This is a genomic window from Streptomyces sp. cmx-18-6, assembly GCF_046548915.1.
GTDB lineage: Bacteria > Actinomycetota > Actinomycetes > Streptomycetales > Streptomycetaceae > Streptomyces.
This window is the reverse complement of the sequence record NZ_JAEBEP010000020.1, coordinates 15,932-38,109: the sequence shown is the minus strand read 5'-3', so window position 1 is coordinate 38,109 and position 22,178 is coordinate 15,932. Positions and strand designations below refer to the sequence as shown.

Genomic DNA, 22,178 nt, shown 5'->3' with positions numbered 1-22,178 from the left:
GTTGCGCGTAGCCCTGTGACCTGAGGTTTCGTCGGTTGCGCGGCGGCTTTGGCGGTGCCGGGGACTTCTCGGGGGACTTTCGATCCTGCGTCGCACGAGCCATGTGTCCATCGCGGCCGGCCCGCGCTTGCTTGCGCCAGGGGGGAACATCACGGGTCTTTCGGCCCTTGGGGAGGCAAAGTACGGCCTCCCTTCCCCGTCCCAGAGGAGCTGGCGCCGTACGTGGACCACCTCCGCCCGCCCCGTAGTCGAAGTCCTCTTCCGCGAGGCCGAGCGCCGCGCCTTGGCGAACTCCGAGTGCGAGCCCGAGGTCCACGGCGATTCGGTACCTCCTGTAGTCCGTCCCGCACCGCGTCGACCGTGGTTCGAGACCACGCTTTCGCCTTCCTGCCGATCGGGCAGGACGTCAGGTGCCGGCGCTTCCGTCTGCGGCCCACTCGTCGGCGAAGTGCTCCATCTGCTTCAGGACGAGGTCGATAGCCGCGGGAGCCTGGGCCGGCGGGTAGCCGTGCCTGGCCAGGAGGCGCTTGATGGTGCTGCGCAGCTTGGCGCGGACCGGCTCGCGGGCGATCCAGTCGGGCTTGAGGTTCTTGCGGATCTGCGCGACGAGATCGCGGGCGATGCCGGAGAGGACCTCGTCGCCCATCAGCTCTCGCGCGGAGCCGAGGTCGGCAACGGCGTCGTAGAAGGCGAGTTCGTCGTTGCTCAGGCGAGGATCGAACTGGTCGCCGCGTTTCGCGTCGTTCGCGATTTCCTTGGCCATCTCGACCAGCTTGGCGATGATTTCCGCGCTGGTGAGTTGCTGCCGCATGTACTTGACCATGAGGTCCTGGAGGCGGTCGGAGAAAGCGGTCTGCCGGACGATGTTGTGCCGGGTGACCTCGCGCATCTTCTGCTCAACGAGGCGGCGCAGCGCTTCGGTGGCCAGGTGAGGCGTGTCGCTCTTCTGGAGCTGGGCGATGAGGGCGTCGTTGAGGTGGGTCAGGTCGGCCGTCTCCAGACCGGCCTCGGCGAAGAGGTCGGTCACCCCGCCGGTCTCGATGACGGCGGAGGTCAGCTGGGCGAGGTACAGGGCTACGTCGCGGGCTACCGGCAGGCCGCGCGCCTCGCGGTCCATGGCGTCGAGCTTGGCCATGTAGGCGCGGACCTCGACGAGGAACTGGATGTCGCGCTTCCACTGCGGCTGGTCCGGGAACCGGGAGCCGATGTCGGCGGAGGATCCGGCGAGCGCGAAGAAGCGCTCCAGGCGGTGGGCGTGCTCGCGGAAGCGGCGGCCCAGGGTCTCGTCGGGGTTGTCGAGCGTCTGCGGGTTGTTGCCGGGAGTGCGCGGGTCGCGGAGGTGGTTCGCGGTACTGAGGGCCGCTTCGATGAACGCCCGCTGGGAGGGCTTGGCGAGACGGCCGCGCCAGTCCCAGCCGTGCAGGATGCCGTCGAGGATCTCGTACTCGTTGCGCAGCTCGTCCAGCGCCCGGTCGATCTCCTGACCGAGTGTCCGGTCTCTCCGGTCGGGTTCGGAGTACTCGGCGATCGCCCGCTGGAGGTTCTCGGTGAGCGGGGCGTAGCCGACGAGGAGGCCGTCCTGCTTCGAGCGGAAGCGCCGGTTGACCCGGGCCAGGGCCTGCATCAGGTTGGCGCCCTTGAGCGGGCGGTCCAGGTACATGGTGTGGATCGGCGGGGCGTCGAAGCCGGTCAGGAGCATGTTGTTGACGATGAGGAGTTCCAGCGCGTCATCGGGGTCCTTGGCCCGGTTGATGACTGCCTTCCGCTGGGATCCGCGCAGGGCGTGCGTACGCAGGCGTTCGGGGTCCTTGCGGGAGTCCGAGGAGAAGACGATCTTCATGGAGCCCTTGTCGACCTCATCGCTGTGCCATGCGGGACGCAGCTCGCGCAGGGCGTCGTACACGCTGACGCAGATGTCACGGGTAGCACAGACGATCATCGCCTTGCCGGCCGCGCCGCCGGGCTCCTCGGACACCCCGACGAACGCCTTCATGCGCTCGCGGCGGGCCTCCCAGTGCTCGACCAGGTCGGCGGTCAGATCGCGGATACGGGCCGGCGCGCCGTACATCGCATTCATCGTGGCGACGAGCTGCTCGACGCGCCGGCGTTCGGTGTCGTCCAGGCCGTCGGTGATGCGGTCGGCCTCGGCGTCGATGGTGGTGGGATCGACGTCCCGGTCGAGGACGAGCTGGACGACGCGGCTCTCGTGGTAGACCTTCACGGTCGCGCCGTCGTCGGCCGCCCGCTTGAGGTCGTACACGTCGATGTAGTCGCCGAAGACATCGCGGGTGTCGCGGTCGGCCTCGGAGATCGGAGTGCCGGTGAAGGCGAGGAGCGTGGCGTGCGGGAGCGCGTCGCGCAGGTGGCGGGCGTAACCGTCGAGGCTGTCGTAGTGGCTGCGGTGGGCCTCGTCGACGACGACGACGACGTTCCGCCGGTCGGAGAGGAGCGGGTGGTCGGTTCCCGACTCCTTCTCCTGCTTGGTCCTGCCGAATTTCTGGAGCGTGGTGAAGAGGATGCCGCCGGTGCGCTTGGCGGCGAGTTCCTCGCGCAGCTCGGCGCGGGTGGCGATCTGCCGAGGGTCCTCGGGCAGGACCTCGCTGTCCAGGAAGGTGGAGTACAGCTGGTCGTCGAGGTCGTTGCGGTCGGTGATGACCACGACGGTGGGATTGTGCAGGAGGGGATCCCGGCTGACGAGATTCGTCGTCAGCACCATCTCCTCGGATTTGCCCGAGCCCTGGGTGTGCCAGACCACGCCGGCCCTGCCGTCACTGGCCGCGGCGGCGCGGACGGCGTCGGCGGCGCGGGTGACCGCGAAGTACTGGTGGGGTTTGGCGATCCGCTTCATGCGCTTGGCGGGCACGAAGTTGATGAAGGACTTCACGAGCGAGAGGAACCGGGGCCGGGCGAAGAGCCCGTGCAGCGCGAGGGATTGACCCGTCTCGGCCAGGCCGTCGCTCTCCAGCGTCTCCACGCGGGCCCCGAACTCGTCGGTGTTCCACGGAGCGAAGTGCTCGTACGGTGTGAAGGGGGTGCCGTACTTGGCGGTTATCCCGTCGGAGAGGAGGATCACCGCGTTGTACCGGAACGCGGTCGGGAACTCCTCGGCGTACCGGCTGATCTGCGCGTGCGCGGTCTCAAGGGTGGCGTCCTCGTCGCCGGCCCGCTTCAGCTCGATGACGGCGAGCGGCAGGCCGTTGACGTAGAGGACGAGGTCGAAGCGACGGTTCCGCTCGCCGTCGATGACGGTGACCTGGCGGACAGCGCGGTAGGTGTTGGCGTCCGCGTCGTCGAGGTCGACGATACGGATCGTCGGGTTGTGCTCGGCTCCGAGGGCGTCGACGTACGTGACGGAGCGAATGCCGTCGGTCAGGGAGCCGTGTGCGGTCCGGTTCTCCTCGTACGCGTCCTGGGAGGCCGGCGTGGCGGCAGTGGCGACGGCGTCGTGCACGGCGTCGGGGGAGAGGGCCGGGTTCAGCCGCTCGATCGCCTCGCGGAGGTCGGAATACAGGATCAGGTCGTCCCAGGACGCGCGGTGACCGGAACCGGGGGCAAGCACATTGCCTTCGGCGGTCGGCCAGTCGAGCTCCAGGAGCTCTCCGAGCGCGAAGCGCTCCCAGTCGATCTCCAACGGGCGGAAGTCGTCCGCACTGTACGCGTGCTCACCGTGGGGCGTCATGCGTGATCCTCGACAATCTTCTCGGCGTCTCCGACGCGAAGGCGGCCGGACATGAGCTGGGGGAGGAGGGTGTCGCGGAGGGCGGCGAGGGTGCGGTTCTCCACCAATACCTGTGCTGTGGTCTTCAGAAGTGGAGAGGTCTTTTCAGACCATGCCGCAAGTCGTGAGACGTCAGGTACCGCGCACTCCAGCTCGACGATAATCCTCTTGTTGATATGCTGTTGAGCGCCACCAGAGGCGTGCTTCGTGAGATCGAATACTCGAGCCTTGATGTCGTAGAAAAGCCAATCATTGAGAGTGGAATTGCTAGACCAGACTCCAGCCACGTTCTGACTTCCTCCGGCAGGGATTTCGAGGCGCGAGATCTGCCCCATAGTGGCGCCAGTGATTCCAATCAATGTGGCGCCGGGCGGCATCATTTTGACTGAACTCTTGGACAGTCCCTCCTCGGTGATCATCTCGCTGGGAGTCAGGACACGGAACTCGTTGGCTTTTCCAGAATTAATCCAACCAACCGTACCGCCGGTCCAGTATTCTGCTTTCGAGCGGCTTGGCGTGCTTCCAACCACCACGTGTGCGAGTTCGCCGAGCCGGGTGAATTCTGTGATGGGAATGCTTCGCTCGTGATGGTAGTGGGCTTCTGCCAGGTCATCAGCCGTGGCCGCGATACGTTCGTTGACGGCGATCTTGTCGTCCAATGCTCCGAGTACCGAAACGATTGCTCTCTGCTCGCCCAGCGACGGTAGCGGAATTTCAACAGACTTGAGTTCGCCTAGGCTCAGGTTGGCCTGTACGGATTGAACGACTCGCGACTGGGCCCGCATGACTCGCTGTTCATCGCGAAGGCAGTACAGCATAAAACGAGGACTGACCTTCGTGGGATCAGATCGGACAATCGCTACTGCTTGATTGGTGTTCGCGGGAACGTCATCCGGGAGGACCCGCGCCACGCGCCCGATGGTCCCTGCGATCGTGAACAGCACGTCGTCGACCTGGAGCTGTGAGCGCTTCAAGTGTTCATGTGCATTTTCGGAAATGTAGGCGAGTTTTCTTGGATTGATGATTCCATCCGGCGTGATGGATTCCACCTTCACGAAAGGGATTCCCGTGGAATGGAATTCATGACCTACGCTCGTCGGGGTGGTTCCTTTCGTGACGACACTCGCTACTTGGCCGACAGTCAGAACCTTCCATTCGGTCATCGGATTTCCTTCAGCTGGTTTCGGACCACGACGGCCAATTCGTCCGACTTATCGAAGAGCTCATACAACTCTTCCGTGAGGTTCGCGATCCTCTCCGCGATCGCCTCCGTGCCCTCTTCCGCTACATCGACCGCGCCCACGTACCGTCCCGGCGTCAGCACATAGCCCTGCTCACGTACCGTCGCCAGGTCGGCCGAGACACAGAATCCGGGCTCGTCCGCATACGGAACCCCCTTGTCACGCGCCGACTGCGTCCCGCGCCATGCGTGATACGTATCCGCGATCGTCGCGAGGTCGGCTGCCTTCAGGTCGCGCTCCGTGCGGTCGACCATCTCGCCCATGGCGCGCGCGTCAATGAAGAGGATCTCCCCGCGACGGTCGGTCAGCCGCCGCGGTCCCTGCGGGCCCTTGTCCTTCGAGAGGAACCACAGACAGGCCGGGATCGGGGTGGTCCGGAAGAGTTGTGACGGGAGGGCGATCATGCAGGCGACTCGGTCAGCCTCGACCATCGCTTGCCGGATCTCGCCTTCGCCGCTCTGCTGGCTGCTCATCGAGCCGTTCGCGAGGACGACGCCGCCTGTGCCTCGCTCGCCAAGCTTGCTCAGGATGTGCTGGAGCCACGCGTAGTTCGCGTTGGCCTTCGGCGGGACCCCGTACTTCCAGCGCGGGTCGTTCTCGTTCCTTGACCAGTCCTTGATGTTGAACGGGGGGTTGGCCATGACGAAGTCGGCCTTGAGGTCCGGGTGCCGGTCCTGGTCGAAGGTGTCGCCCCAGCGGGTGGAGAGGTCCCCGTCGATGCCGTGGATGGCGAGGTTCATCTTGGCCAGGCGCCAGGTGCGCTCGTTGAGCTCCTGGCCGTAGACCGCGATGTCGGACTTGTGGCCGCGACCGCGGTGCGCCTCGATGAACTTGCCCGCCTGGACGAACATGCCGCCGGAGCCGCAGGCGGGGTCGTACACCCGGCCCTCATACGGTTCCAGGATCTCGACGATGAGACGGACCACGCTGCTCGGCGTGTAGAACTCACCGCCGCGCTTGCCCTCCGCGCGGGCGAAGTTGCCGAGGAAGTACTCGTAGACCTCGCCGAGCACGTCCTGGGCCGGCTTGTCGTTGCTGCCGCCGCCGAAGCGGGCGTCGCTGATGAGGTCGACGAGCTCGGCCAGCCGCTTCTGGTCGACGTTGTCCCGGTTGAAGATCTTCGGGAGGACGGCCGTCAGCGAGGGGTTCGCCCGCATGACGGCGTCCATCGCTTCGTCGAGGAGGAGGCCGACGCCCTTGCTCTTGGCGTGCGCGGCGATCCAGGACCAGCGGGCGGTCTCGGGGACCCAGAAGACGTTGTGGCCGGTGTACTCGTCCTGGTCCTCCAGGAACTCCGCGACGCGGTCCTCGGAGATCCCGTCGTCGGCGAGTTCCTTGGCGAGCTGCTCGCGGCGCTCATCAAAGGCGTCGGAGACGTACTTGAGGAAGATCAGGCCGAGGACGAACTCCTTGTACTGGGCGGCGTCCATGGAGCCGCGCAGCTTGTCGGCGGCCTTCCAGAGGATGGCCTGGATCTCTTTCGCGGTCGAGGCGGTGAACAGTTCCACCTGGTCGACGGGCTTCTTCTGCCGTGGGGGCATGGAGTCTCGGGTCTCCTTGAGAGAGGTCAGGAACGGAAGGATGCGGGCGGTTCGATGAGCGTGAGGGTGCCGTCGGTGAGGCCGGCGGCGGTCAGTGCGGCGAGGTCGTCCAGAGCCGCGGTCTGCTGCCGGAGCAGGGCGGTACGGCGGTCGATCTCGGCGAGGAGGGCCTCGTACCGGTCGGCCTCGTCCTGGTCCAGGTCGGGGATGGGGAAGTCTTCGATGCGGCGGGCCGCCCTGACCGCGCCGTCGACCCGCGCGTACTCCGCCGCGGCGGCCCGCAGCAGCGCGGCGAGCACGCGCGGCCGTACAGGGCGCTCGGCGTCGGGCCGTACCCGCAGCACGCGCGCCGGGAAGCCGACCACCGACAGGCCGTCCTTGTCCACGCACGCGCCGAACGACGGGGTGGCCGTGACCACCACGTCACCGGGCTGGGTGAACTCGGCGTGCTCGTAGGAGGTGAGGAGCACCCCGCGATCAATGCGGCGGGCTCCTCCGGCGCCGAAGCCGGTGATCTCGTCGGGGGTCAGCACGGGGTAGTGGCCGTCGACGGTCAGATGCTCGGAGGCGATGCGGTGACCGGGCAGGCGACGTAGACGACGCTGCTTGACGAGGAGCGACACGGTGGTGCGCCGGAGGGGCCGCTCCTCGGGACGCAGGACGGCATGCGCCCTGAGCTCGGCGGCGAGGGAGAGTTCGAGGCGCGCCTTGTCGGAAAGCTGGGCCAGGCGCAGTTCAAGGTCCGAGATACGGGACGGACGCTCCACGACCGCGCGCGTGTAGCGACGGGCTGCCGTGCGGTGCTGGGAGGCGAACGCGGTACCGGGCCGGTCGCGGAGTTCTGTCGCGGCGAGGATCTCGCCGTTGCGGGGCTCGTGGCGTCCGTCTGTCCTCCAGCCAGCGGTGCGGAACATGTCGAGGTCCTCGACCAGGGCGTCCAGGGCGGGTGCCGTGAGCGGCTTGGAGGAGAGGTCGGCGAGCAGTACCTGACCATGCCGCTCGTTTTTCGGCGTACGGGAGAGGACCCAGATCGCGGTGCGGTAGGCGGGACGGTACGGGACAGCGCCCTCGGGGAGGCCGACAGCGGCCTTGAGGAGGCCCTCGGTGAGGAAGGAGCGCCGCAGGCGGTCGGCCTCCTCCCGCGGGGGCAGCGCGTGGACCAGGGCGTCGGAGGGACCGAGGACGACGGCCGCGCAGTGGTCGGTCAGCAGATCGGTCAGGTCTTGGACCTGCTGGAGAACGGCGAGCGGGCTCCGCGCCTCGGCCGCCCCGTAGGGAAGGACGCAGACGATGACGCGGGGGTAACCCCAGTCGTCGGTCGCCAGGTGCTGACCGTCGGCCAAGTCCAGCTCGTACTCCTGGACGCCGCGTACGAGCATACGGCGGCGGGCGAGACGGGCGAGGTCCTGGGTGGGTTCGGCAGCCAGGAAGAAGGGGCGGACCTCGGGGTCGGTCTGCGCGTGCAGGGCTACCAGGAGGTCGCCGCTGCTCGCGTAGGGAACCGCGACGGTGACGTCCTCCGCGTCCTCCTCCAGCTCGGCGATGCCGGACAGACGGGCCAGAGCCGAGGCGACGGCGGGTGCGGGCTCGTTCATGGCGAGGTCATGGCAGCCCAGCCGGCGGCGGGCCTCCATGACCCACTCGACGGCCTCGGCGGGGGAGTAGGCCGCTTCGACGAGCTCGTCGGCGAGGCATACGAGAGCCTGCCCGGCCGCGTCGTCAGCGGTGAGCGCGAATACCTCCCGGCGGATGTATGTGTCCTCGAAGTCGATCTCGTCGGCCCGTTGCTGGAGCGCGTCCCAGCCGAGATCGGCCAGGGGCTCGTCCAGTTCGTATCGCAGGTGGATCAGCGCCGTCACTCCGTCGAGCATCGTCCTGGCGGGCATTCGCCGGCACCAGGAGGACAGAGTGTGCAGAGCCAGTTCGGCCTGGAGCCGGCGAGCGTCGGATTTGCCCCGGCCGGTGGTCAGAAGCCATTCGACGACAGCACGACCGTCGAAGACCGGACTGCCGCCCTCGTTGCCTACGGGCTGCGGGAAGTCGGCGTGCCGGCGGGCCCAGGTGGTGACGACGGGCCGCTTGACCTGCGCGAGTGTTGCGATTTCCGCGTAACTGATCCGCCCGGACATAACCTCCGGCAGGTTGGGAGCAGCCGCTCCATGGGCACCGGTCATTTCGCTCCGCTCCCTCCTCATGGACGATCCCGACACCCTTCGCGGATGCGGCACCTCAGAACTCTGCACACAGTACTTGCGGAACGATTCATTCACTTGGGACGTCTGATAACCCTAGTTATCGAACTCTCAGAGCATCACGTGTCTTGAGTTCTGCCACTTTGGTCCCTGTCAGCACGACGACATCGATCGGGACACCGGCCTCATTCGAGTCCGGCCCCGAACTGGCAGACCGGAGACCGACATGACCTCCCCCCCGCTACTTCAGGAGCCCGCCCCGCCCCAGGTACGCGGCTTCATGGCCGAGCCGGGCGCGCCGAAGAAGGCGAGCCGTCACAAGGCGCGTCGCCCCTAAGGAGGCGAAGCCGCGATCATCGGCATTCCGTGAAGCAGCGCTCCCGGCCCTGCGCACAGGACGACGACACGCCTCCGCATGGCCCTCACCGAGAGATCGCCTGATCCCGCACATCGGGCCCTGCTCTTCCCCGAAAGCGGCAGCCTTCTCGAACGTCCCCTCCCGCATGCCGGACGCGTCGACGTCCGCCGGCTCAAGGGCCGCATAGGCCACGAACTCAACGAGACCGCCGACACCCTCGCCAACCTCGCTCTGCGCCGGGCGACCGGCCGCATCGCCGAGCGCACCGCCCGGCGTGCCATCGACGGTGCGGTCAGGAAGCCGCCCACCGCCCCGACCACCACCGCGGCCTGAACCCACCCCCCCCGCCGTCCCCTTCCACCGCGTTCTCCTCGTAAGGCCCGATCTCCTGTCCACCGCATGCGTTTTCACGCGCCCCCAATACTCCGGAGCACCCTCATGGCACCCGCCACCGTCTCGCGCACCCTTTACCGGCTTCACGGCGTGGTCCCCACCAGGGAAGCCATGTACGACGTCCTTGATCACGACTACCTGAGCGCACTCGGCGCGGAACTGCACACGCCGGACAGCCTCGGAGTGCCGGCGGTCTACCTCACCTGCGGCATGGAGCAGGACGAGGCCGGCTGGTGCGAGCAGATGGCCCGCACCACCGGTATCTTCGTCACCGAGGCTGTACGTCGCACCGCCGCCCTGCTGCTGCTCGCCGTCGACGGCCAGGTGTACGCCATCGGCTGTGACCAGGGGTACCGGCTCATCCCCGAGCAGCTCAAGGACAAGCGGTTCGGCCTGTCCTTCGCGATCCGGGAGATCGACCCGACCCTCGTCCGCGGTGCCGTCTCCGGAATTCTCGGTCAGGCTCGCACGGACATCTCCCTTGTTCCCCACTGTGCTCCCGTGCCCGCGCTCGGACTCGGCGACCACACCCGGATCGTGCGCAGTCTCGGCGGCTACCTCAACGACGCCCCGCTCACGCGGACCCTCAAGGGCAGGGCCGGAGGATTCAGCGTGCTGGGCGGCTGCGGACTGCGCCTGCCCCTCGGGGTCGAGCCGGCGGACCTGGTCTCCGACATCCGCCAGATCGCCCGCACGTGCACCGAACGCCTGCCGCATCAGGACCTCGAGTTCGTTGAGCACATCGTCCCGGTCAAGGACGAGACCGTCCTCACCCAGCTCGAGCGGGCGCTGGACGACCAGCTCGGCCTGCCCGCCGACGGCCGTATCGCCGAGACCGTGCCCTTCGACCACCTGCGCAACGACGCGGAGGCCGCCGGCTACCGCACGCGGATCAACAGCGACGGGAGCTTCGAGTCGGACGAGTTCGACCTTGGTTACGTGCTCGGCCGCGTCCGCCATCTCCCCTTCGGGAGCCGCCTCGAAGCCCTCAAGTCCGGCACCGTCAAGCTCCTTCGGGAGCGCCGCAGGCGGAGCGCGCCGGACGACGTGATCGCCACAGTCGGAACCCTGCGCTGGATCGAGGCCACCGTCTCCCTCGGCTCCCACGTGTTCTGCCTGCTGGACGGTGAGTGGTACGAGTTCGGGGCGTCGTACCTCGCCTACCTCCACACCGAGGTGCGGCGGCTATTCGCTCCCGTTCCCTCTGTCGTCCTGCCGGCCTGGCCTCGCGGAATGTCGGAGACGCCCTACAACAAGAAGACGGCCCGGACCGTCGGTTGGGAAGACTGGGTTGCGCTCGACTGCAAGACCATTCCCAACCCGGCGAAGCCCAGCGACCAGATCGAGATCTGCGACTTCCTCACGCAGGACGACACGCTCGTCCTCGTCAAGCAGGCCCGTGGCTCCGGTGCCCTCAGCCACCTCTACAACCAGGCCCGGGTAGCCGTCGAGGCTCTGTACGACTCGGCGGTCGCCCGCGCGAACTTCGCCCAGCGCGTTCGCATCGCGAGCGACGGCCGGCGCACGCTGCCCGACGACTTCCTCCCCAAGCGCCTCGTCCTCGCCATCCACCTGAAGACCGGAGCCGAACTCACCCCTGAATCCCTCTTCGGTTTCTCCCAGATCACCCTCGCTCAGACCGCGAAGGCACTGGCCGCGCGCGGCGTCTCGCTTGAGGTCGTGGGCATCAGCGCGGCCGGATCGGCCGCTGACGGCGGTTTCGCCGACGCCGCGTAGGCAGCGCCCCGGGATCTACCTGACGGCAGACCGCGCCCTGGGGGAAGGTGGCAGCCCTCCGCTGCCAGAACCACGGACCAGCATCACGCAGCTCCTGTACGGGCCCCAGGGTCCGCAGCGGAACCGGAGCCCGGACGGAGTGATCGTGGCCTCGACGAGGCCCTTCATGCTCGACGACCGTAGACCCTGAGCCCGTACGCCCGGCGTGCCGGGCGTCGGCTCAATGAGAGGAAGAACGCCGATGAAGACCACAGACCAGCACGCAGTGGACACTGACATGGACGCGGTGCTGTTCACCGCCCGACTGGCCACTGTCGGAGTCTTGCTCCTGGCCGCGCTGTGCGCACCCCACGAGACCAGCGAACGCGCATTCCGGCTGCTGGACGTGATGAAGGACAGCCCCGAGCCCCCGCCACCGGCGCCCGCGCCTTCGGCCCGGCGCCGCGCCCAGCGGGGAGGGCGCTGACGGACCATCCCCCGCCCCTTCCGGCGCAGTGCCGGGGACCGATCTATCGCGCGATCACGAGGCCCGAGTCCTGTTCGTCGCCGCTCCCGCTTGTAGGTTCACAACAGATGGCGTGTCGAGCGGCCCGAGCATGTCTTCGCAGTACGAGCAGGGAAGGCTGCGACAGCGCTGAAAGGCCCAGGGCCTCAGGCCCGCGCATCCGCGCCGTCGCTCCGTAGCACTCCGGCACGGAGCCGGGGCGGCAGTGGGAGGCGAGGCTCTTTCGGGGCCGCGCACGTTCCTGACCTCGGAGAACGTGCCCTCGCGGGCCCGGCGGCGTGAGCGCCGGGCCCGGCGGTAGGACGGTCAGCCGTACGGGTAGAAGCCCGAGCCCGTCTTGCGGCCGAGGCGGCCCGCGTCGACCATGCGCTGGAGCAGCGGGGGAGCGGCGTACAGCGGCTCCTTGTACTCGGCGTACATCGAGTCGGCGACCGAGGCCACGGTGTCCAGGCCGATCAGGTCCGCGAGCTTCAGCGGGCCCATCGGGTGGGCGCAGCCCATCTCCATGCCGTTGTCGATGTCCTCGCGGCTGGCGATGCCCGACTCGAACATCCGGATCGCGGAGAGCAGATACGGGATCAGCAGCGCGTTCACGACGAAGCCGGACCGGTCCTGGGCGCGGATCGGGTGCTTGCCCAGCACGTCCTGCACGACGGCCTCGGCGCGCGCGATCGTCTCGTCCGACGTGGTCAGCGCCGGGATCAGCTCGACCAGCTTCTGGACGGGGGCCGGATTGAAGAAGTGGATGCCGATGACCCGGTCCGGGCGCGAGGTCGCGACGGCCAGCTTCACCAGCGGGATGGAGGAGGTGTTCGAGGCCAGGATCGCGTCCTGCCGGGTCACCACCTGGTCGAGGATCTGGAAGATCTCCGTCTTGACCTGCTCGTTCTCCACGACGGCCTCGATGACGAGGTCGCGGTCGGCGAACTCCCCGAGGTCGGTGGTGAAGCTCAGGCGGCCGAGGGTCTCGTCCCGCTCCTCCGCGGTGATCTTGCCGCGTTCGGCGGCCTTGGAGAGGGAGTTGTGCAGCCGGGTGCGGCCGATCTCCAGCGCCTCGCCGGTGGTCTCGGCGACCTTCACTTCGAGGCCGCTGCGCGCGCACACCTCCGCGATACCTGCGCCCATCTGGCCACAGCCCACCACCCCGACGCGTGCAATGTCGGCCATAGAGTCCGTCACCTCGTGCCTTTCGCTGTTCTCCGTATCGCAGGGTCCCGTCTGATTCCGGTGCCCGCCTCGACCCCACGACGTTACTCCGCGAGCCCGCCCCGATGACCTGCGGGTCATCCGGCTACGGAAGGGCATGATGCAGTTACGTAAAGCGACCGGGGTCGTGGTGACCGCGAAGGGACGAGTGGGGCGCATGCGACGACGACGTACAGGAATGACCCGGAGGTCGCTCGTGGTGAGCGCGGCCGGGCTGGTGGCGGCGATGACGACGGGCGGCGACGCGGTCGCCTCCTCGGCCGCGGAGGCGGTACGGGGAGGGGGCGAGGATGCCGGGGCGGCGCGGGGCGGCCGGGATGCCCGGGTGGCGCGGGGCGGCGGCGGGGACGCCCGGGCGGCGCGGGGCGAGCTGCGCGGGGTGTGGATCGCCACGGTGGCCAACCTGGACTGGCCCTCCAAGCGGGGCCTGACGGCGGCGGCGCAGAAGGCCGAGCTGCTCGCCCACCTGGACCGGGCGGTCGAGCTGCGGCTCAACGCGGTGGTGCTCCAGGTCCGCCCGACCGCCGACGCTCTGTGGCCCTCCCCGCACGAACCCTGGGCCGACTGCCTCACCGGCGTCCAGGGCAAGGACCCGGGCTGGGACCCGCTCGGCACCGCCGTCCGGGAGGCGCACGACCGGGGTCTGGAGCTGCACGCCTGGTTCAACCCGTACCGCGTGGCGAACCACACGGACCCCACCCGCCTCACCGCTTCCCACCCGGCGCGGCGTAACCCGGAGTGGGTCCTGCCGTACGGCGGGAAGCTCTACTACAACCCCGGGCTGCCGGAGGTCCGCCGCTTCGTCCAGGACGCGATGCTGGACGCGGTCCGCCGGTACGCGATCGACGCGGTGCACTGGGACGACTACTTCTACCCGTACCCGGTGACCGGCCAGGAGTTCAAGGACGACGCCGCCTACGAGCGGTACGGCTCCGCTTTCCCGGACAGGGCCGCCTGGCGTCGCGACAACGTGGACCGGCTGGTGCGCGAGATGGGCGAGCGGATCCGGGAGACCCGGCAGGGCGTCCGGTTCGGCATCAGCCCCTTCGCGGTCTGGCGCAACGCGTCGACCGACCCGCGAGGCTCCGACACCCGGGCGGGCGTCCAGACGTACGACGACCTGCACGCCGACACCCGCAAGTGGGTCGAGCAGGGGTGGATCGACTACATCTGCCCGCAGATCTACTGGCACATCGGACTGGCCTCCGCCGATTACGCGAAGGTCCTCGCCTGGTGGACCAGGACCGTGCGGGGGACGGGCGTCGGTCTGTACGTGGGGGAGGCGCTGTACAAGGCCGGCGACCCGGCCCAGCCGGCCCCCTGGCAGGACCCGGCGGAACTCTCGCGCCACCTCACCCTGGCCAAGGACCACGACGAGGTGGGCGGGCACGTCTTCTTCTCCGCCAAGCACGTTGCGGCGGACCGGATCGGCGCGATGGCCCGGGTGGTCGCCGACCACTACCAGGACCGGGTCCGCGCGCCGCGGTGAGAGGGGCAGGGGGCGGGACCGTGGCCACTCGGACCGACCCGGTCCCGGTCCCGGCCCCGGTCCTTGCGATCGCTACTGCTGCTGCGGGGGCGAGGTCATGTGCTGTACTCCAGCTCGGTTGTAGCGGCCTTGCGTACGGCCAGGGCGAGCTGATCCACGTCCACCCGTTCGAGGTAGCCGATGAGCGCCTGACGAATCTCCTGAACGCGGCCGGTCAGGGGCGTCGTGCTCAGGAGATCGTCGGGCAGAATCACGCGACGGAAGTCGGGGTCCTTGATCGCCGCCGCGATCAGCTTCTCGGCGATCCAGAGCGGAGTGCGCTCGCGGATCGCGAACGTGAGGTGAACGCTCCGCTCGTCGGAGTCCAGGGCGTGAGGGTTGTGAACCCACCCTCGCGGCAGGAGAAGCGACTGCCCCGTTTTCAGGTCCACCTCCATGTCCGGGCCGGCCGCCTCCCACTTCGGGATGAAGCCGGGGTCCCAGACCCGGAAGGATTCCTGATACTCGCGCATCGGCGCGGAGTACTCCGGACGCCAGAGCTGCCACCGTTTGACGCCCTCGATCTGTGCGATCACGGCCATCTGCTGATCCCAGTGGTGCAGAAGACCTTGACTCCGCGGTGGGGTCAGGAAGGCGTGGAGGTAATTGCTGTAGCCGGTCTCCTGCTGAATGCCTCGGGCCACATCCGCCAGGAAGGGGACCACGCGCTGAAGGTTGCCGAGCCGGATGGTGTAGCCGTCGCCGTAGAGCTTGCGGAGCTTCACCGGATCAGTCCGGCCGTTCGTCCGGTGGCAGTCGGGGTGCAGGGAAGGGCCCGACTTCACAAGAGCGATTTCGTCGGCGTGGACGCATCCCGTGTCGATGTAATGGTCGATCAGTTCCGGTGTGACAGTGCGGTCCAGCTCGGTCGAGCCTCGTTCGAAGACCAGGGGCTCGTTCGGCCAGGACGTCAGGAGGGCGGTCACGCCCTCATCGGGGAGCAAGAGACTGAGCGACATCGCGTCGGCTCCTTACGACGGTGGGAGTGGGCAAGGGACGTCCGGGTGGAGCCGGTTGGGGCAGCACACGACCGAGAACGACGTCAGGTTCTTGGATGCCGTGTAGTACACCCAGCTCACGTCGACGCCACGAGGCAGGACGTCAGTGGCGTACTCCAGCCTGCTGTCGAGGCCGGTGTACGCCACAAGCCCGTCCGTTCGTACGAAGGGCGGGTTCTCCTCGTACTTCTTCGTGAGCCAGGCCAGGGTGACACCCAGATCGATCCAGGTGCGCTCAGCCGATGCCTGGCTCCCCTTCATCAGCCAGTGGCCGGTCATCGTGGGCGGCACGTCGCCCGTCCGGAACTCGGCGGCAGCTTCGCGATACCGGCTGAGGACTGCTTGCTGCTTCTTGTCCTCGGGGTCCGGCACCGAAGGGGGGCCGTTCGGGTGTGCGGGCCGGCGGCCCCCCTCTTTCGCGTAGTCAGCCGATGGTCCGATCCACGGACCGTATCCGTGCCAGTGCCCTGACCAGCTCATATGTGCCCTTCGGGGAACGATGGGCCGCCCAGGGCACAGCCCTGGGCGACCCGCCTGCCTTGTGCGTCGTGCTCGGGTGGGACGGTCGGATCAGACCGTCAGGCCCTGCTTCTCGACCCAGCCCACCGCGAAGGCGTTCAGCTCCTCCCCGGTGAAGCGCAGCTCCTTGCCGGAGCCCTCCGGCTTGCTGTCGCGGAGGGCGAACGAGGACTCCGCGCCGGGGATGGCCGCGAGGGTCACGCACGTCTCGTTGGACCCGCCGAGGTTGCCACCGCAGTACTGCTCGAACGCGGCGGTCTCGGGCAGGGGCAGGGCGTAGAGGTTTCCGTCCATGGGATAGTCCTTCTGGTGCTAGGGCTGCGGAGATGCGTTCTCCGCACCGTCGTGCACGTGCACCCCACCTGCCTGGCCGAACCGTCCATGGGCATGGGGAACCGACCCGCTCCAGCCCCGGCGGGTGCGGGGCTGGAGTCATGAGGCGGGGCAGAGCCGGCACGCAGGAAACCTGCTGAGCTCTGAGGGGGCTCCACACCATTCGGTTCAGCCCGGATCCACGGGAGCCGCCGGGCGTCGCCGGCCACCTCCCTCAAGCGAGTGAAGGCGGCCGGAGACCGGCACCGCCTGCGGGGCGGCTGCCCGTGCAGGCTGGGCACGAGACGAACGTAGAGGTGCCGTGCCCCAAGTCCCAAGCGGATTGCGCGAGTTTGCAGCAACAGGATTGACGGCACCGAACCCCTGCTCGACGCTTGCCGTGGCGCGCAATCCCGCGCAAGCCGGCAGACAGGAGATCGACCATGCGGTTACGGTTTCTTGGTAGGAACTCCAAGAGCGGAGACTGCCCGACTCTCTACGCGACGGATCGGGACACGTACCTCGTTCAGGGCTGGAGGATCTTCGCGAACGACTTGCTGATACAGCTCACCATTCGCGAGGGCGAAACGGCCGTGGAGGTGCCCACCGAGCTGTTCGAGCACCTGGAGAAGGACGGACTTGCCTCCGGTGAGTTCAGGCGTCTTGGGGACCCCTTGATGGTCCTCACCCCTGGAGGTACGTACGTTGTGCAAGGCCAGGAGGTGACGGACACCGAAGCCCTGGCACAGATGGGAATCCCGGACTACGAAACCGTGGTCGAGGTCTCCAGGGCCGCGATCGCAGCGCTACTGGAGGAACCGCGTGGAGCTGATCTCCAGCGAGGAGCGCAATCAGCTCTTTGAGAGCTTCGCGCACGACGCCTTCCACTTGGAGCTGAGAGACGACTACTCAGTCCCGGACGAGGACGGCCCGTACCGGGCATGGCTCGACGGGGCCGAGGAGGACGACTCGTTCATGGCACCGTGGTTGCAGCTCATGAGGCGTGTCACCGACGAGGGGAAGACCGTGCGCCGCGTGCGCGTCGTTACTGAGCCGCACGCGCCGTACATCCGGTGGGAGTACATCTCAACCCACGTCAATGAGGAGGCCGGCGAGTCCATCCGTTGGCTGCCGCGCCACGAGATGCCCAAGGGCCTGGTGCTTCCCGTCGCGGGCAACGACTGGTGGCTCTTCGACGACACGACGTTGGCCGTGGGGCACTTCGACGAGTCAGGGCGCGTCCTGGGCTCTGAGATCATCGCGACCCCCGCGGTCGTCGCCGAGTGCGTCCGAATCCGGGATCTGCTCTGGGGCCAGTCCATCCCGCACAACGAGTACAAGCTCTGACCGTTCCGTGAGTGAGCAGAAGGCACAAGAGACACGAGAGGTGCTGGGCGCCCGGCTGCGCGGATTCCGCAAGGACGCGGGATTCGGCAGCGGCCGGGCCTTCGCTGCTGCGACAGGGTGGCAGGAGTCCAAGGTCTCTCGGATCGAGAACGGCAAGCAGAACGCAAGCGAGGACGACATACGTCTCTGGTGTCAGAAGACCGGGCACGAGGCTGATTTGTCTGACTTGATCGCCACGGTCCGCCACATCGACGAGCTGTGGCTGGAGTGGCGACGAGTACTTGCGGCCGGGACCGAGAACCGCCAGAAGCAGTCCCTGCCCCTCTACAGGAAGACCAAGGTATTTCGTATCTGGGACCCTGCCACCGTGTGGGGAACGATCCAGACTGCCGAGTACGCGCAGGATGTATTTCAGCAGGTATCGGAGTTCCACGAGACGCCTGCCGACACGGACGCTGCCGTGGCGAAGCGCCTCGAACGGCAGTCATACCTGTACAAGGGCGACCGCGTCTTCAGCGTCCTGCTTGGCGAGCAGGCCCTCTACTCGAACCACGGTGGCCCGGAGGTCATGAGGGGGCAGCTCGATCGATTGATGGCTGTGATGGCGCTTCCCAGGCTCAGCCTGGGCATCGTCCCACGGTCCGCGCACCTTGCTCTCTGGATCGGGCACGCCTTCTCCATGTTTGACGACCAGCTCGTCATGGTGGAGACGTACTCCGCGGAAATGTCCGTCACACAGCCACGAGAGATCGAGCTTTACCGCAAGGCATTCGAGCTGCACAGACGGTCCGCCGTCTACGGACAAGCAGCCAGGAACTTGATACTGGCCGCGATCCGGCACTTCGACGGCATGGCAAGTGATGGGGAGAGGTCGACTTGAGAGGCAAGCCCAACTGGCGTACCAGCAGCTACACGAAGTCCGACACCTGTGTGGAGGTGGCCGACAACGATCCGGTGAGAGTGATGGTCCGGGACACCAAGCACCGGGAACAAGGCGCCATGACCGTCAGGTCAGCGCCCTGGGCGGATTTCGTGGATCATGCGAAGGGACTCCTTCTGTGAATTCACGATTCACGAGTGCGGAGTTGGGCCCCTCCCCTCTCTACTGCGGCGGCCGGCCCTGAGGGGCCTCGATGTGCTGGACGACGCTGTCGGGGCCGGGGGACATCAGGTGTTCGTGGCCGTCCGGGAAGCGGAGGCGGTACGGGGGAGCGCCCCCGTCCCCGAGCACTTCGATGATCTCTGCGACCCGGTCGTGCTGTCCCACGGTCCTGCCGTGCATCAGCAGCCGGTCGCCCGCGTGTGCCTCCATCGGAGTGACCTCCTCGCGAGTGGGCGGACCCGCATGTCCGTAGGGCCAAGTCTATGACCGTACGGGCCCGGCCTCTCCTGCTGCGCCGGGTGCGGGCGACGTGTTCCGGGCCGCCTTGTTCCGGCCCGTCCGCTGGGTGGCCGCGATGCAGACGAGCACCGCCACCGCCGCCAGGGGAGCCGCCGCCGACACCTTCTCGCCGAGCAGGAGGACGGACCACGCCAGCGTCAGCAGGGGCTGGGCCAGCTGGAGCTGACTGGCCCGGGGGACGCCGATCTCGGCCATGCCCCTGTACCAGACGTACAGGCCGAAGAAGGTCGATCCCGCCGCCACCCAGGCCAGGCCGAGGACGCCGTGTGCGGTCAGGCGCACCGGTTCCAGCGGCAGGGCCACCGCGCTGCCCGCCACCGCGAGCGGCAGGCACAGGATCAGGGCCCAGCCGATCACCTGCCACCCCGGCATCACCCGGGCCAGCCGGCCGCCCTCGGTGTACCCGGCCGCGCACACCAGCAGCGCGCCGAACAGATACAGGTCGCCCGAGGTCAGCGCCCCGCCGCTCTGCTGCACCGTGAAGCCGATGACGACCGCCGCCCCGGCGAGGGCCGCGACCCAGAACGCCCGCGATGGGCGCTCCCCCGTGCGCAGGGACCCCAGCACCGCCGTCGTCAGCGGCAGCAGCCCCACGACCACGGCGGCGTGCGAGGTGGTGGAGGTCTGCAGGGCGAGGGTCGTGAGCAGCGGGAACCCCACCACCACACCGCCCGCCACCACCGCGAGCCCGGCCCAGTGACGGCGCTCGGGCACCGGGGCCCGGACCGCCAGCAGGAAGCCGCCCGCGATGACGGCGGCGAGCGTGGAGCGCAGGGCGACGAGCGACCAGGGGCCGAAGCTCTCCAGGCCCCAGGCGGTGGAGGGGAAGGTCAGCGAGAACGCCACGACGCCGAGCGCGGCGAGCGCGGCACCCCGGCGGGCGGGGGCCTTCACGGTGTGCTGCGTCGCGCCCGTGCCGAGCGTCGGGGAGGTCTCCGTACCGAGGGGGACCGCTATCGTTCCCGAGGTGGTAGCGCTATCCTGTGCTCTCATGCAAGAGCGTAGCAGCGTCGCCGAACTGGCTGCCTCCCTCCGGGTCGAACTCAACCGCTACTCGCCAGGTGGAAAGCTGCCGTCCAGTCGGGCGCTCGTCGAACGCTTCCGGGTCAGCCCCGTCACCGTCTCGCGCGCCATCGCCCAGCTCGCCGCCGAAGGGCTCGTCGTCACCCGCCCCGGCTCCGGCGCGTTCCGGGCCGCGCCCCGCGCCGAGGTCCCCGCACCCGGCGACACCTCCTGGCAGGAGGTGTCCCTCAGCGGCGACGGCGGTCCCGAGGTCGTGCCCCGTACGGTCGACGCCTCCGGGGTCCTGGCCACCCTCGCCGCACCACCGCCCGGCGTCATCGAGTTCAACGGCGGCTACCTCCACGCCTCCCTCCAGCCCGAGCGGGCCCTGGCCGCCGCGCTCGCCCGGGCCGGCCGCCGCCCGGGAGCCTGGGGCCGCCCGCCCACGGACGGGCTGCCCGAGCTGCGGTCCTGGTTCGCCCGCGAGATCGGCCCGGCCGTGAACGGCACGGACGTCCTGATCACCGCGGGCGGCCAGAGCGCCCTGGCCACCGCCCTGCGCGCCCTCGCCCCGCCCGGGGCCCCGGTCCTGGTGGAGTCGCCCACCTACCCCGGCATGCTCGCGGTCGCCCGCGCCACGGGGCTGCGCCCCGTCCCCGTCCCGATGGACGCGGACGGGGTCCGGCCCGAACTGCTCGCCGACGCGTTCCGCGCCACCGGGGCCCGGGTCCTCGTCACCCAGCCGCTCTTCCAGAACCCCACCGGAGCCACCCTCGCGCCCGCCCGCCGGCCCGAGATCCTGGCGATCGCCCGGGCGGCCGGGGCGTTCGTCATCGAGGACGACTTCGCCCGGCGGCTCGTCCACGAGGACGCCGGACCGCTCCCCGCGCCGCTGGCCGCCGACGACCCGGACGGCGTGGTCGTCCACGTGTGTTCGCTCACCAAGGTCACCTCGCCCAGCCTCCGGGTCGGCGCGCTGGCCGCGCGGGGCCCGGTCCTCGAACGCCTGCGCGCCATCCAGGTCGTCGACAGCTTCTTCGTGCCCCGGCCGCTCCAGGAGGCCGCCCTCGAACTCGTCGGCTCCCCGTCCTGGGGCCGCCACCTGGCCGCCGTGGCGGGCGAGCTGCGCGACCGCCGTACGGTGATGGCCGCCGCCCTGCGCTCCGAACTGCCCGCCTTCGCCCTGCCCCACGTCCCGGCGGGAGGCGGCAGCCTCTGGCTCCGGATCCCGGCCACCGGGGCGGGCACGGGGGCCGACGAGTCCGCCGTCGCCTCCGCCGCCCTGCGCGCCTCGGTCGCCATCGCCCCCGGCAGCCCGTACTTCTGCGCCGAACCCCCGGCCGGACACGTACGCCTCAGCTTCGCCGCCGTCTCCGGAGCGGCCGAGATCGCGGAGGGCGTGCGCCGGCTCCGTGCCGCGTACGAAAGGCTGGATCGGCCAGGTGTGGCCGAAAACTGACCAGGCGGGTCCGCGTCGCCCGCCGCCCTCTTGACCGTTCAACCGTTCGGCACCACGATCCGGCCATGACGCATCGGGTCATCCTGGTCGCGGCGGCGCGCACCTCCCCCCGCCTGGCCGAGCGCTTCGACGACGACCGGCCGCTCGACCACGCCGGCTGGCACGAGGTGCAGCTCGTCGCCCACGCCCTGGCGCCGCTCGGGGCCGCCGAACTGCGCTACTGCTCGCCCAGCCCGCGCAGCCGCGCGACCGGCGACGTGCTCGGCTTCGCCCCGATGGCCCAGCCCGCCCTGCGCGACTGCGACATGGGCCGCTGGCGGGGGATGACCCTGGCCGAGGCCGCCGCCCGGGAACCCGCCGCCGTCGACGCCTGGTTCGCGGACCCGGGCGGCGCCCCGCACGGCGGCGAGTCCCTCCTCGGCTTCATCGGGCGGATAGGGGGCTGGCTGGACACCCGCCCCGCCTGCGACGGCTTCATCGTCGCGGTGGCCGAACCCGCCGTGATCCGCGCCGCCGTCGTCTACGCGCTGAACGCGCCGCCCTCCGCGTACTGGAACGTGGACGTCCGCCCGCTCTCCACCGTCACCATCGCCGGATCGCCCGGCCGGTGGAGCCTGAGCCTGGAGTCCGGCGTCCGCTGACGCGCGGATCGGCGCCCGCTCTTCCCACCGGTCCGACCAGTCGGTACGTTGCTGGGTCATCGGTCCGGCCCACAGCGAG

At 69.0% G+C, this 22,178-nt stretch carries 20 protein-coding genes; 10 read left to right on the top strand and 10 right to left on the bottom strand.

The annotated features are described in order from the left end of the window. Window positions 1-406: 406 nt before the first annotated feature. The 4 genes from ACLJPL_RS31940 to ACLJPL_RS31925 are packed head-to-tail and all read right to left on the bottom strand — an operon-like array spanning window position 407 to window position 8,629. Window positions 407-3,679: a type I restriction endonuclease subunit R gene (locus tag ACLJPL_RS31940; RefSeq protein WP_411084450.1), complete on the bottom strand. Its 3,273-nt coding sequence runs from the start codon at window positions 3,677-3,679 to the stop codon at window positions 407-409. Next, on the bottom strand, window positions 3,676-4,881 hold the full coding sequence (locus ACLJPL_RS31935; protein ID WP_411084449.1) for a restriction endonuclease subunit S: 1,206 nt from the start codon (window positions 4,879-4,881) through the stop codon (window positions 3,676-3,678). Before ACLJPL_RS31935 ends, ACLJPL_RS31940 begins: the two co-directional genes overlap by 4 nt. Next, window positions 4,878-6,500 (bottom strand): type I restriction-modification system subunit M, encoded by a 1,623-nt coding sequence (locus tag ACLJPL_RS31930; RefSeq protein ID WP_411084448.1) that lies wholly within the window; start codon window positions 6,498-6,500, stop codon window positions 4,878-4,880. Before ACLJPL_RS31930 ends, ACLJPL_RS31935 begins: the two co-directional genes overlap by 4 nt. A gap of 26 nt (window positions 6,501-6,526) precedes the next feature. Continuing rightward, complete coding sequence (locus ACLJPL_RS31925) at window positions 6,527-8,629, bottom strand: hypothetical protein (RefSeq protein WP_411084447.1); 2,103 nt, start codon at window positions 8,627-8,629, stop codon at window positions 6,527-6,529. A gap of 478 nt (window positions 8,630-9,107) precedes the next feature. Here ACLJPL_RS31925 and ACLJPL_RS31920 point away from each other — a divergent pair, with 478 nt between their 5' ends. The 3 genes from ACLJPL_RS31920 (at window position 9,108) to ACLJPL_RS31910 (ending at window position 11,646) form a co-directional block, all read left to right on the top strand. Continuing rightward, complete coding sequence (locus ACLJPL_RS31920) at window positions 9,108-9,383, top strand: hypothetical protein (protein WP_411084446.1); 276 nt, start codon at window positions 9,108-9,110, stop codon at window positions 9,381-9,383. 105 nt (window positions 9,384-9,488) lie between these two features. Beyond that, window positions 9,489-11,180 carry a TIGR04141 family sporadically distributed protein gene (locus ACLJPL_RS31915; RefSeq protein ID WP_411084445.1) on the top strand — a complete coding sequence of 564 codons (1,692 nt, stop codon included), beginning with the start codon at window positions 9,489-9,491 and terminating at the stop codon, window positions 11,178-11,180. A 241-nt stretch (window positions 11,181-11,421) separates the two neighbouring features. Next, the gene (locus tag ACLJPL_RS31910) at window positions 11,422-11,646 is read left to right on the top strand and encodes a hypothetical protein (protein ID WP_411084444.1); all 225 of its coding nucleotides are present in this window, start codon (window positions 11,422-11,424) and stop codon (window positions 11,644-11,646) included. Window positions 11,647-11,991: 345 nt separating this feature from the next. Here the strand turns inward: ACLJPL_RS31910 and ACLJPL_RS31905 are convergent, their stop codons facing one another. Next, complete coding sequence (locus tag ACLJPL_RS31905; protein ID WP_411084443.1) at window positions 11,992-12,852, bottom strand: 3-hydroxybutyryl-CoA dehydrogenase; 861 nt, start codon at window positions 12,850-12,852, stop codon at window positions 11,992-11,994. A gap of 196 nt (window positions 12,853-13,048) precedes the next feature. On the opposite strand from ACLJPL_RS31905, the gene ACLJPL_RS31900 reads away from it, so the two are divergent. Continuing rightward, window positions 13,049-14,380 carry a glycoside hydrolase family 10 protein gene (locus ACLJPL_RS31900; RefSeq protein WP_411084442.1) on the top strand — a complete coding sequence of 444 codons (1,332 nt, stop codon included), beginning with the start codon at window positions 13,049-13,051 and terminating at the stop codon, window positions 14,378-14,380. 95 nt (window positions 14,381-14,475) lie between these two features. Here the strand turns inward: ACLJPL_RS31900 and ACLJPL_RS31895 are convergent, their stop codons facing one another. The 3 genes from ACLJPL_RS31895 to ACLJPL_RS31885 form a co-directional block, all read right to left on the bottom strand. Further along, window positions 14,476-15,345 (bottom strand): JmjC domain-containing protein, encoded by an 870-nt coding sequence (locus tag ACLJPL_RS31895; RefSeq protein WP_411084441.1) that lies wholly within the window; start codon window positions 15,343-15,345, stop codon window positions 14,476-14,478. 45 nt (window positions 15,346-15,390) lie between these two features. Then, the gene (locus ACLJPL_RS31890) at window positions 15,391-15,789 is read right to left on the bottom strand and encodes a hypothetical protein (protein WP_411084440.1); all 399 of its coding nucleotides are present in this window, start codon (window positions 15,787-15,789) and stop codon (window positions 15,391-15,393) included. A 198-nt stretch (window positions 15,790-15,987) separates the two neighbouring features. Next, window positions 15,988-16,230, bottom strand: a complete 243-nt coding sequence (locus tag ACLJPL_RS31885) for a DUF397 domain-containing protein (protein ID WP_411084439.1) — start codon at window positions 16,228-16,230, stop codon at window positions 15,988-15,990. 461 nt (window positions 16,231-16,691) lie between these two features. Between ACLJPL_RS31885 and ACLJPL_RS31880 the strand changes: the two genes are divergently transcribed. From ACLJPL_RS31880 to ACLJPL_RS31865, 4 genes are read left to right on the top strand one after another with little or no spacing between them, the layout of a single operon-like run. Further along, on the top strand, window positions 16,692-17,111 hold the full coding sequence (locus ACLJPL_RS31880) for a hypothetical protein (protein WP_411084438.1): 420 nt from the start codon (window positions 16,692-16,694) through the stop codon (window positions 17,109-17,111). Further along, window positions 17,071-17,595: a DUF6879 family protein gene (locus ACLJPL_RS31875; protein ID WP_411084437.1), complete on the top strand. Its 525-nt coding sequence runs from the start codon at window positions 17,071-17,073 to the stop codon at window positions 17,593-17,595. Before ACLJPL_RS31880 ends, ACLJPL_RS31875 begins: the two co-directional genes overlap by 41 nt. A 7-nt stretch (window positions 17,596-17,602) precedes the next feature. Further along, the gene (locus ACLJPL_RS31870; RefSeq protein WP_411084436.1) at window positions 17,603-18,475 is read left to right on the top strand and encodes a helix-turn-helix domain-containing protein; all 873 of its coding nucleotides are present in this window, start codon (window positions 17,603-17,605) and stop codon (window positions 18,473-18,475) included. Continuing rightward, on the top strand, window positions 18,472-18,657 hold the full coding sequence (locus tag ACLJPL_RS31865; protein ID WP_411084435.1) for a DUF397 domain-containing protein: 186 nt from the start codon (window positions 18,472-18,474) through the stop codon (window positions 18,655-18,657). The genes ACLJPL_RS31870 and ACLJPL_RS31865 overlap by 4 nt, the downstream gene beginning before the upstream one ends. Window positions 18,658-18,697: 40 nt before the next feature. On the opposite strand, the gene ACLJPL_RS31860 is transcribed toward ACLJPL_RS31865, so the two are convergent. Beyond that, complete coding sequence (locus tag ACLJPL_RS31860; RefSeq protein WP_380961757.1) at window positions 18,698-18,907, bottom strand: DUF1918 domain-containing protein; 210 nt, start codon at window positions 18,905-18,907, stop codon at window positions 18,698-18,700. A gap of 51 nt (window positions 18,908-18,958) precedes the next feature. Continuing rightward, window positions 18,959-19,990: a DMT family transporter gene (locus ACLJPL_RS31855; RefSeq protein WP_411084434.1), complete on the bottom strand. Its 1,032-nt coding sequence runs from the start codon at window positions 19,988-19,990 to the stop codon at window positions 18,959-18,961. Here ACLJPL_RS31855 and ACLJPL_RS31850 point away from each other — a divergent pair. Together ACLJPL_RS31850 and ACLJPL_RS31845 are read left to right on the top strand one after the other, a co-directional pair. Beyond that, complete coding sequence (locus ACLJPL_RS31850) at window positions 19,989-21,458, top strand: PLP-dependent aminotransferase family protein (RefSeq protein WP_411084433.1); 1,470 nt, start codon at window positions 19,989-19,991, stop codon at window positions 21,456-21,458. The genes ACLJPL_RS31855 and ACLJPL_RS31850 overlap by 2 nt on opposite strands. A 65-nt stretch (window positions 21,459-21,523) precedes the next feature. Next, the gene (locus ACLJPL_RS31845) at window positions 21,524-22,099 is read left to right on the top strand and encodes a histidine phosphatase family protein (protein ID WP_411084432.1); all 576 of its coding nucleotides are present in this window, start codon (window positions 21,524-21,526) and stop codon (window positions 22,097-22,099) included. The last annotated feature ends 79 nt before the right edge of the window (window positions 22,100-22,178 follow it).

Bases quoted from the DNA above. Each gene is read 5' to 3' on its own strand.
- ACLJPL_RS31855 (WP_411084434.1), bottom strand. From the start codon at position 19,990: ATGAGAGCACAGGATAGCGCTACCACCTCGGGAACGATAGCGGTCCCC.
- ACLJPL_RS31930 (WP_411084448.1), bottom strand. From the start codon at position 6,500: ATGCCCCCACGGCAGAAGAAGCCCGTCGACCAGGTGGAACTGTTCACC.
- ACLJPL_RS31845 (WP_411084432.1), top strand. From the start codon at position 21,524: ATGACGCATCGGGTCATCCTGGTCGCGGCGGCGCGCACCTCCCCCCGC.
- ACLJPL_RS31880 (WP_411084438.1), top strand. From the start codon at position 16,692: ATGCGGTTACGGTTTCTTGGTAGGAACTCCAAGAGCGGAGACTGCCCG.
- ACLJPL_RS31885 (WP_411084439.1), bottom strand. From the start codon at position 16,230: ATGGACGGAAACCTCTACGCCCTGCCCCTGCCCGAGACCGCCGCGTTC.
- ACLJPL_RS31920 (WP_411084446.1), top strand. From the start codon at position 9,108: ATGGCCCTCACCGAGAGATCGCCTGATCCCGCACATCGGGCCCTGCTC.
- ACLJPL_RS31850 (WP_411084433.1), top strand. From the start codon at position 19,989: ATGCAAGAGCGTAGCAGCGTCGCCGAACTGGCTGCCTCCCTCCGGGTC.
- ACLJPL_RS31925 (WP_411084447.1), bottom strand. From the start codon at position 8,629: ATGTCCGGGCGGATCAGTTACGCGGAAATCGCAACACTCGCGCAGGTC.
- ACLJPL_RS31860 (WP_380961757.1), bottom strand. From the start codon at position 18,907: ATGGAGGCACACGCGGGCGACCGGCTGCTGATGCACGGCAGGACCGTG.
- ACLJPL_RS31905 (WP_411084443.1), bottom strand. From the start codon at position 12,852: ATGGCCGACATTGCACGCGTCGGGGTGGTGGGCTGTGGCCAGATGGGC.
- ACLJPL_RS31915 (WP_411084445.1), top strand. From the start codon at position 9,489: ATGGCACCCGCCACCGTCTCGCGCACCCTTTACCGGCTTCACGGCGTG.
- ACLJPL_RS31940 (WP_411084450.1), bottom strand. From the start codon at position 3,679: ATGACGCCCCACGGTGAGCACGCGTACAGTGCGGACGACTTCCGCCCG.
- ACLJPL_RS31935 (WP_411084449.1), bottom strand. From the start codon at position 4,881: ATGACCGAATGGAAGGTTCTGACTGTCGGCCAAGTAGCGAGTGTCGTC.
- ACLJPL_RS31900 (WP_411084442.1), top strand. From the start codon at position 13,049: ATGCGACGACGACGTACAGGAATGACCCGGAGGTCGCTCGTGGTGAGC.
- ACLJPL_RS31910 (WP_411084444.1), top strand. From the start codon at position 11,422: ATGAAGACCACAGACCAGCACGCAGTGGACACTGACATGGACGCGGTG.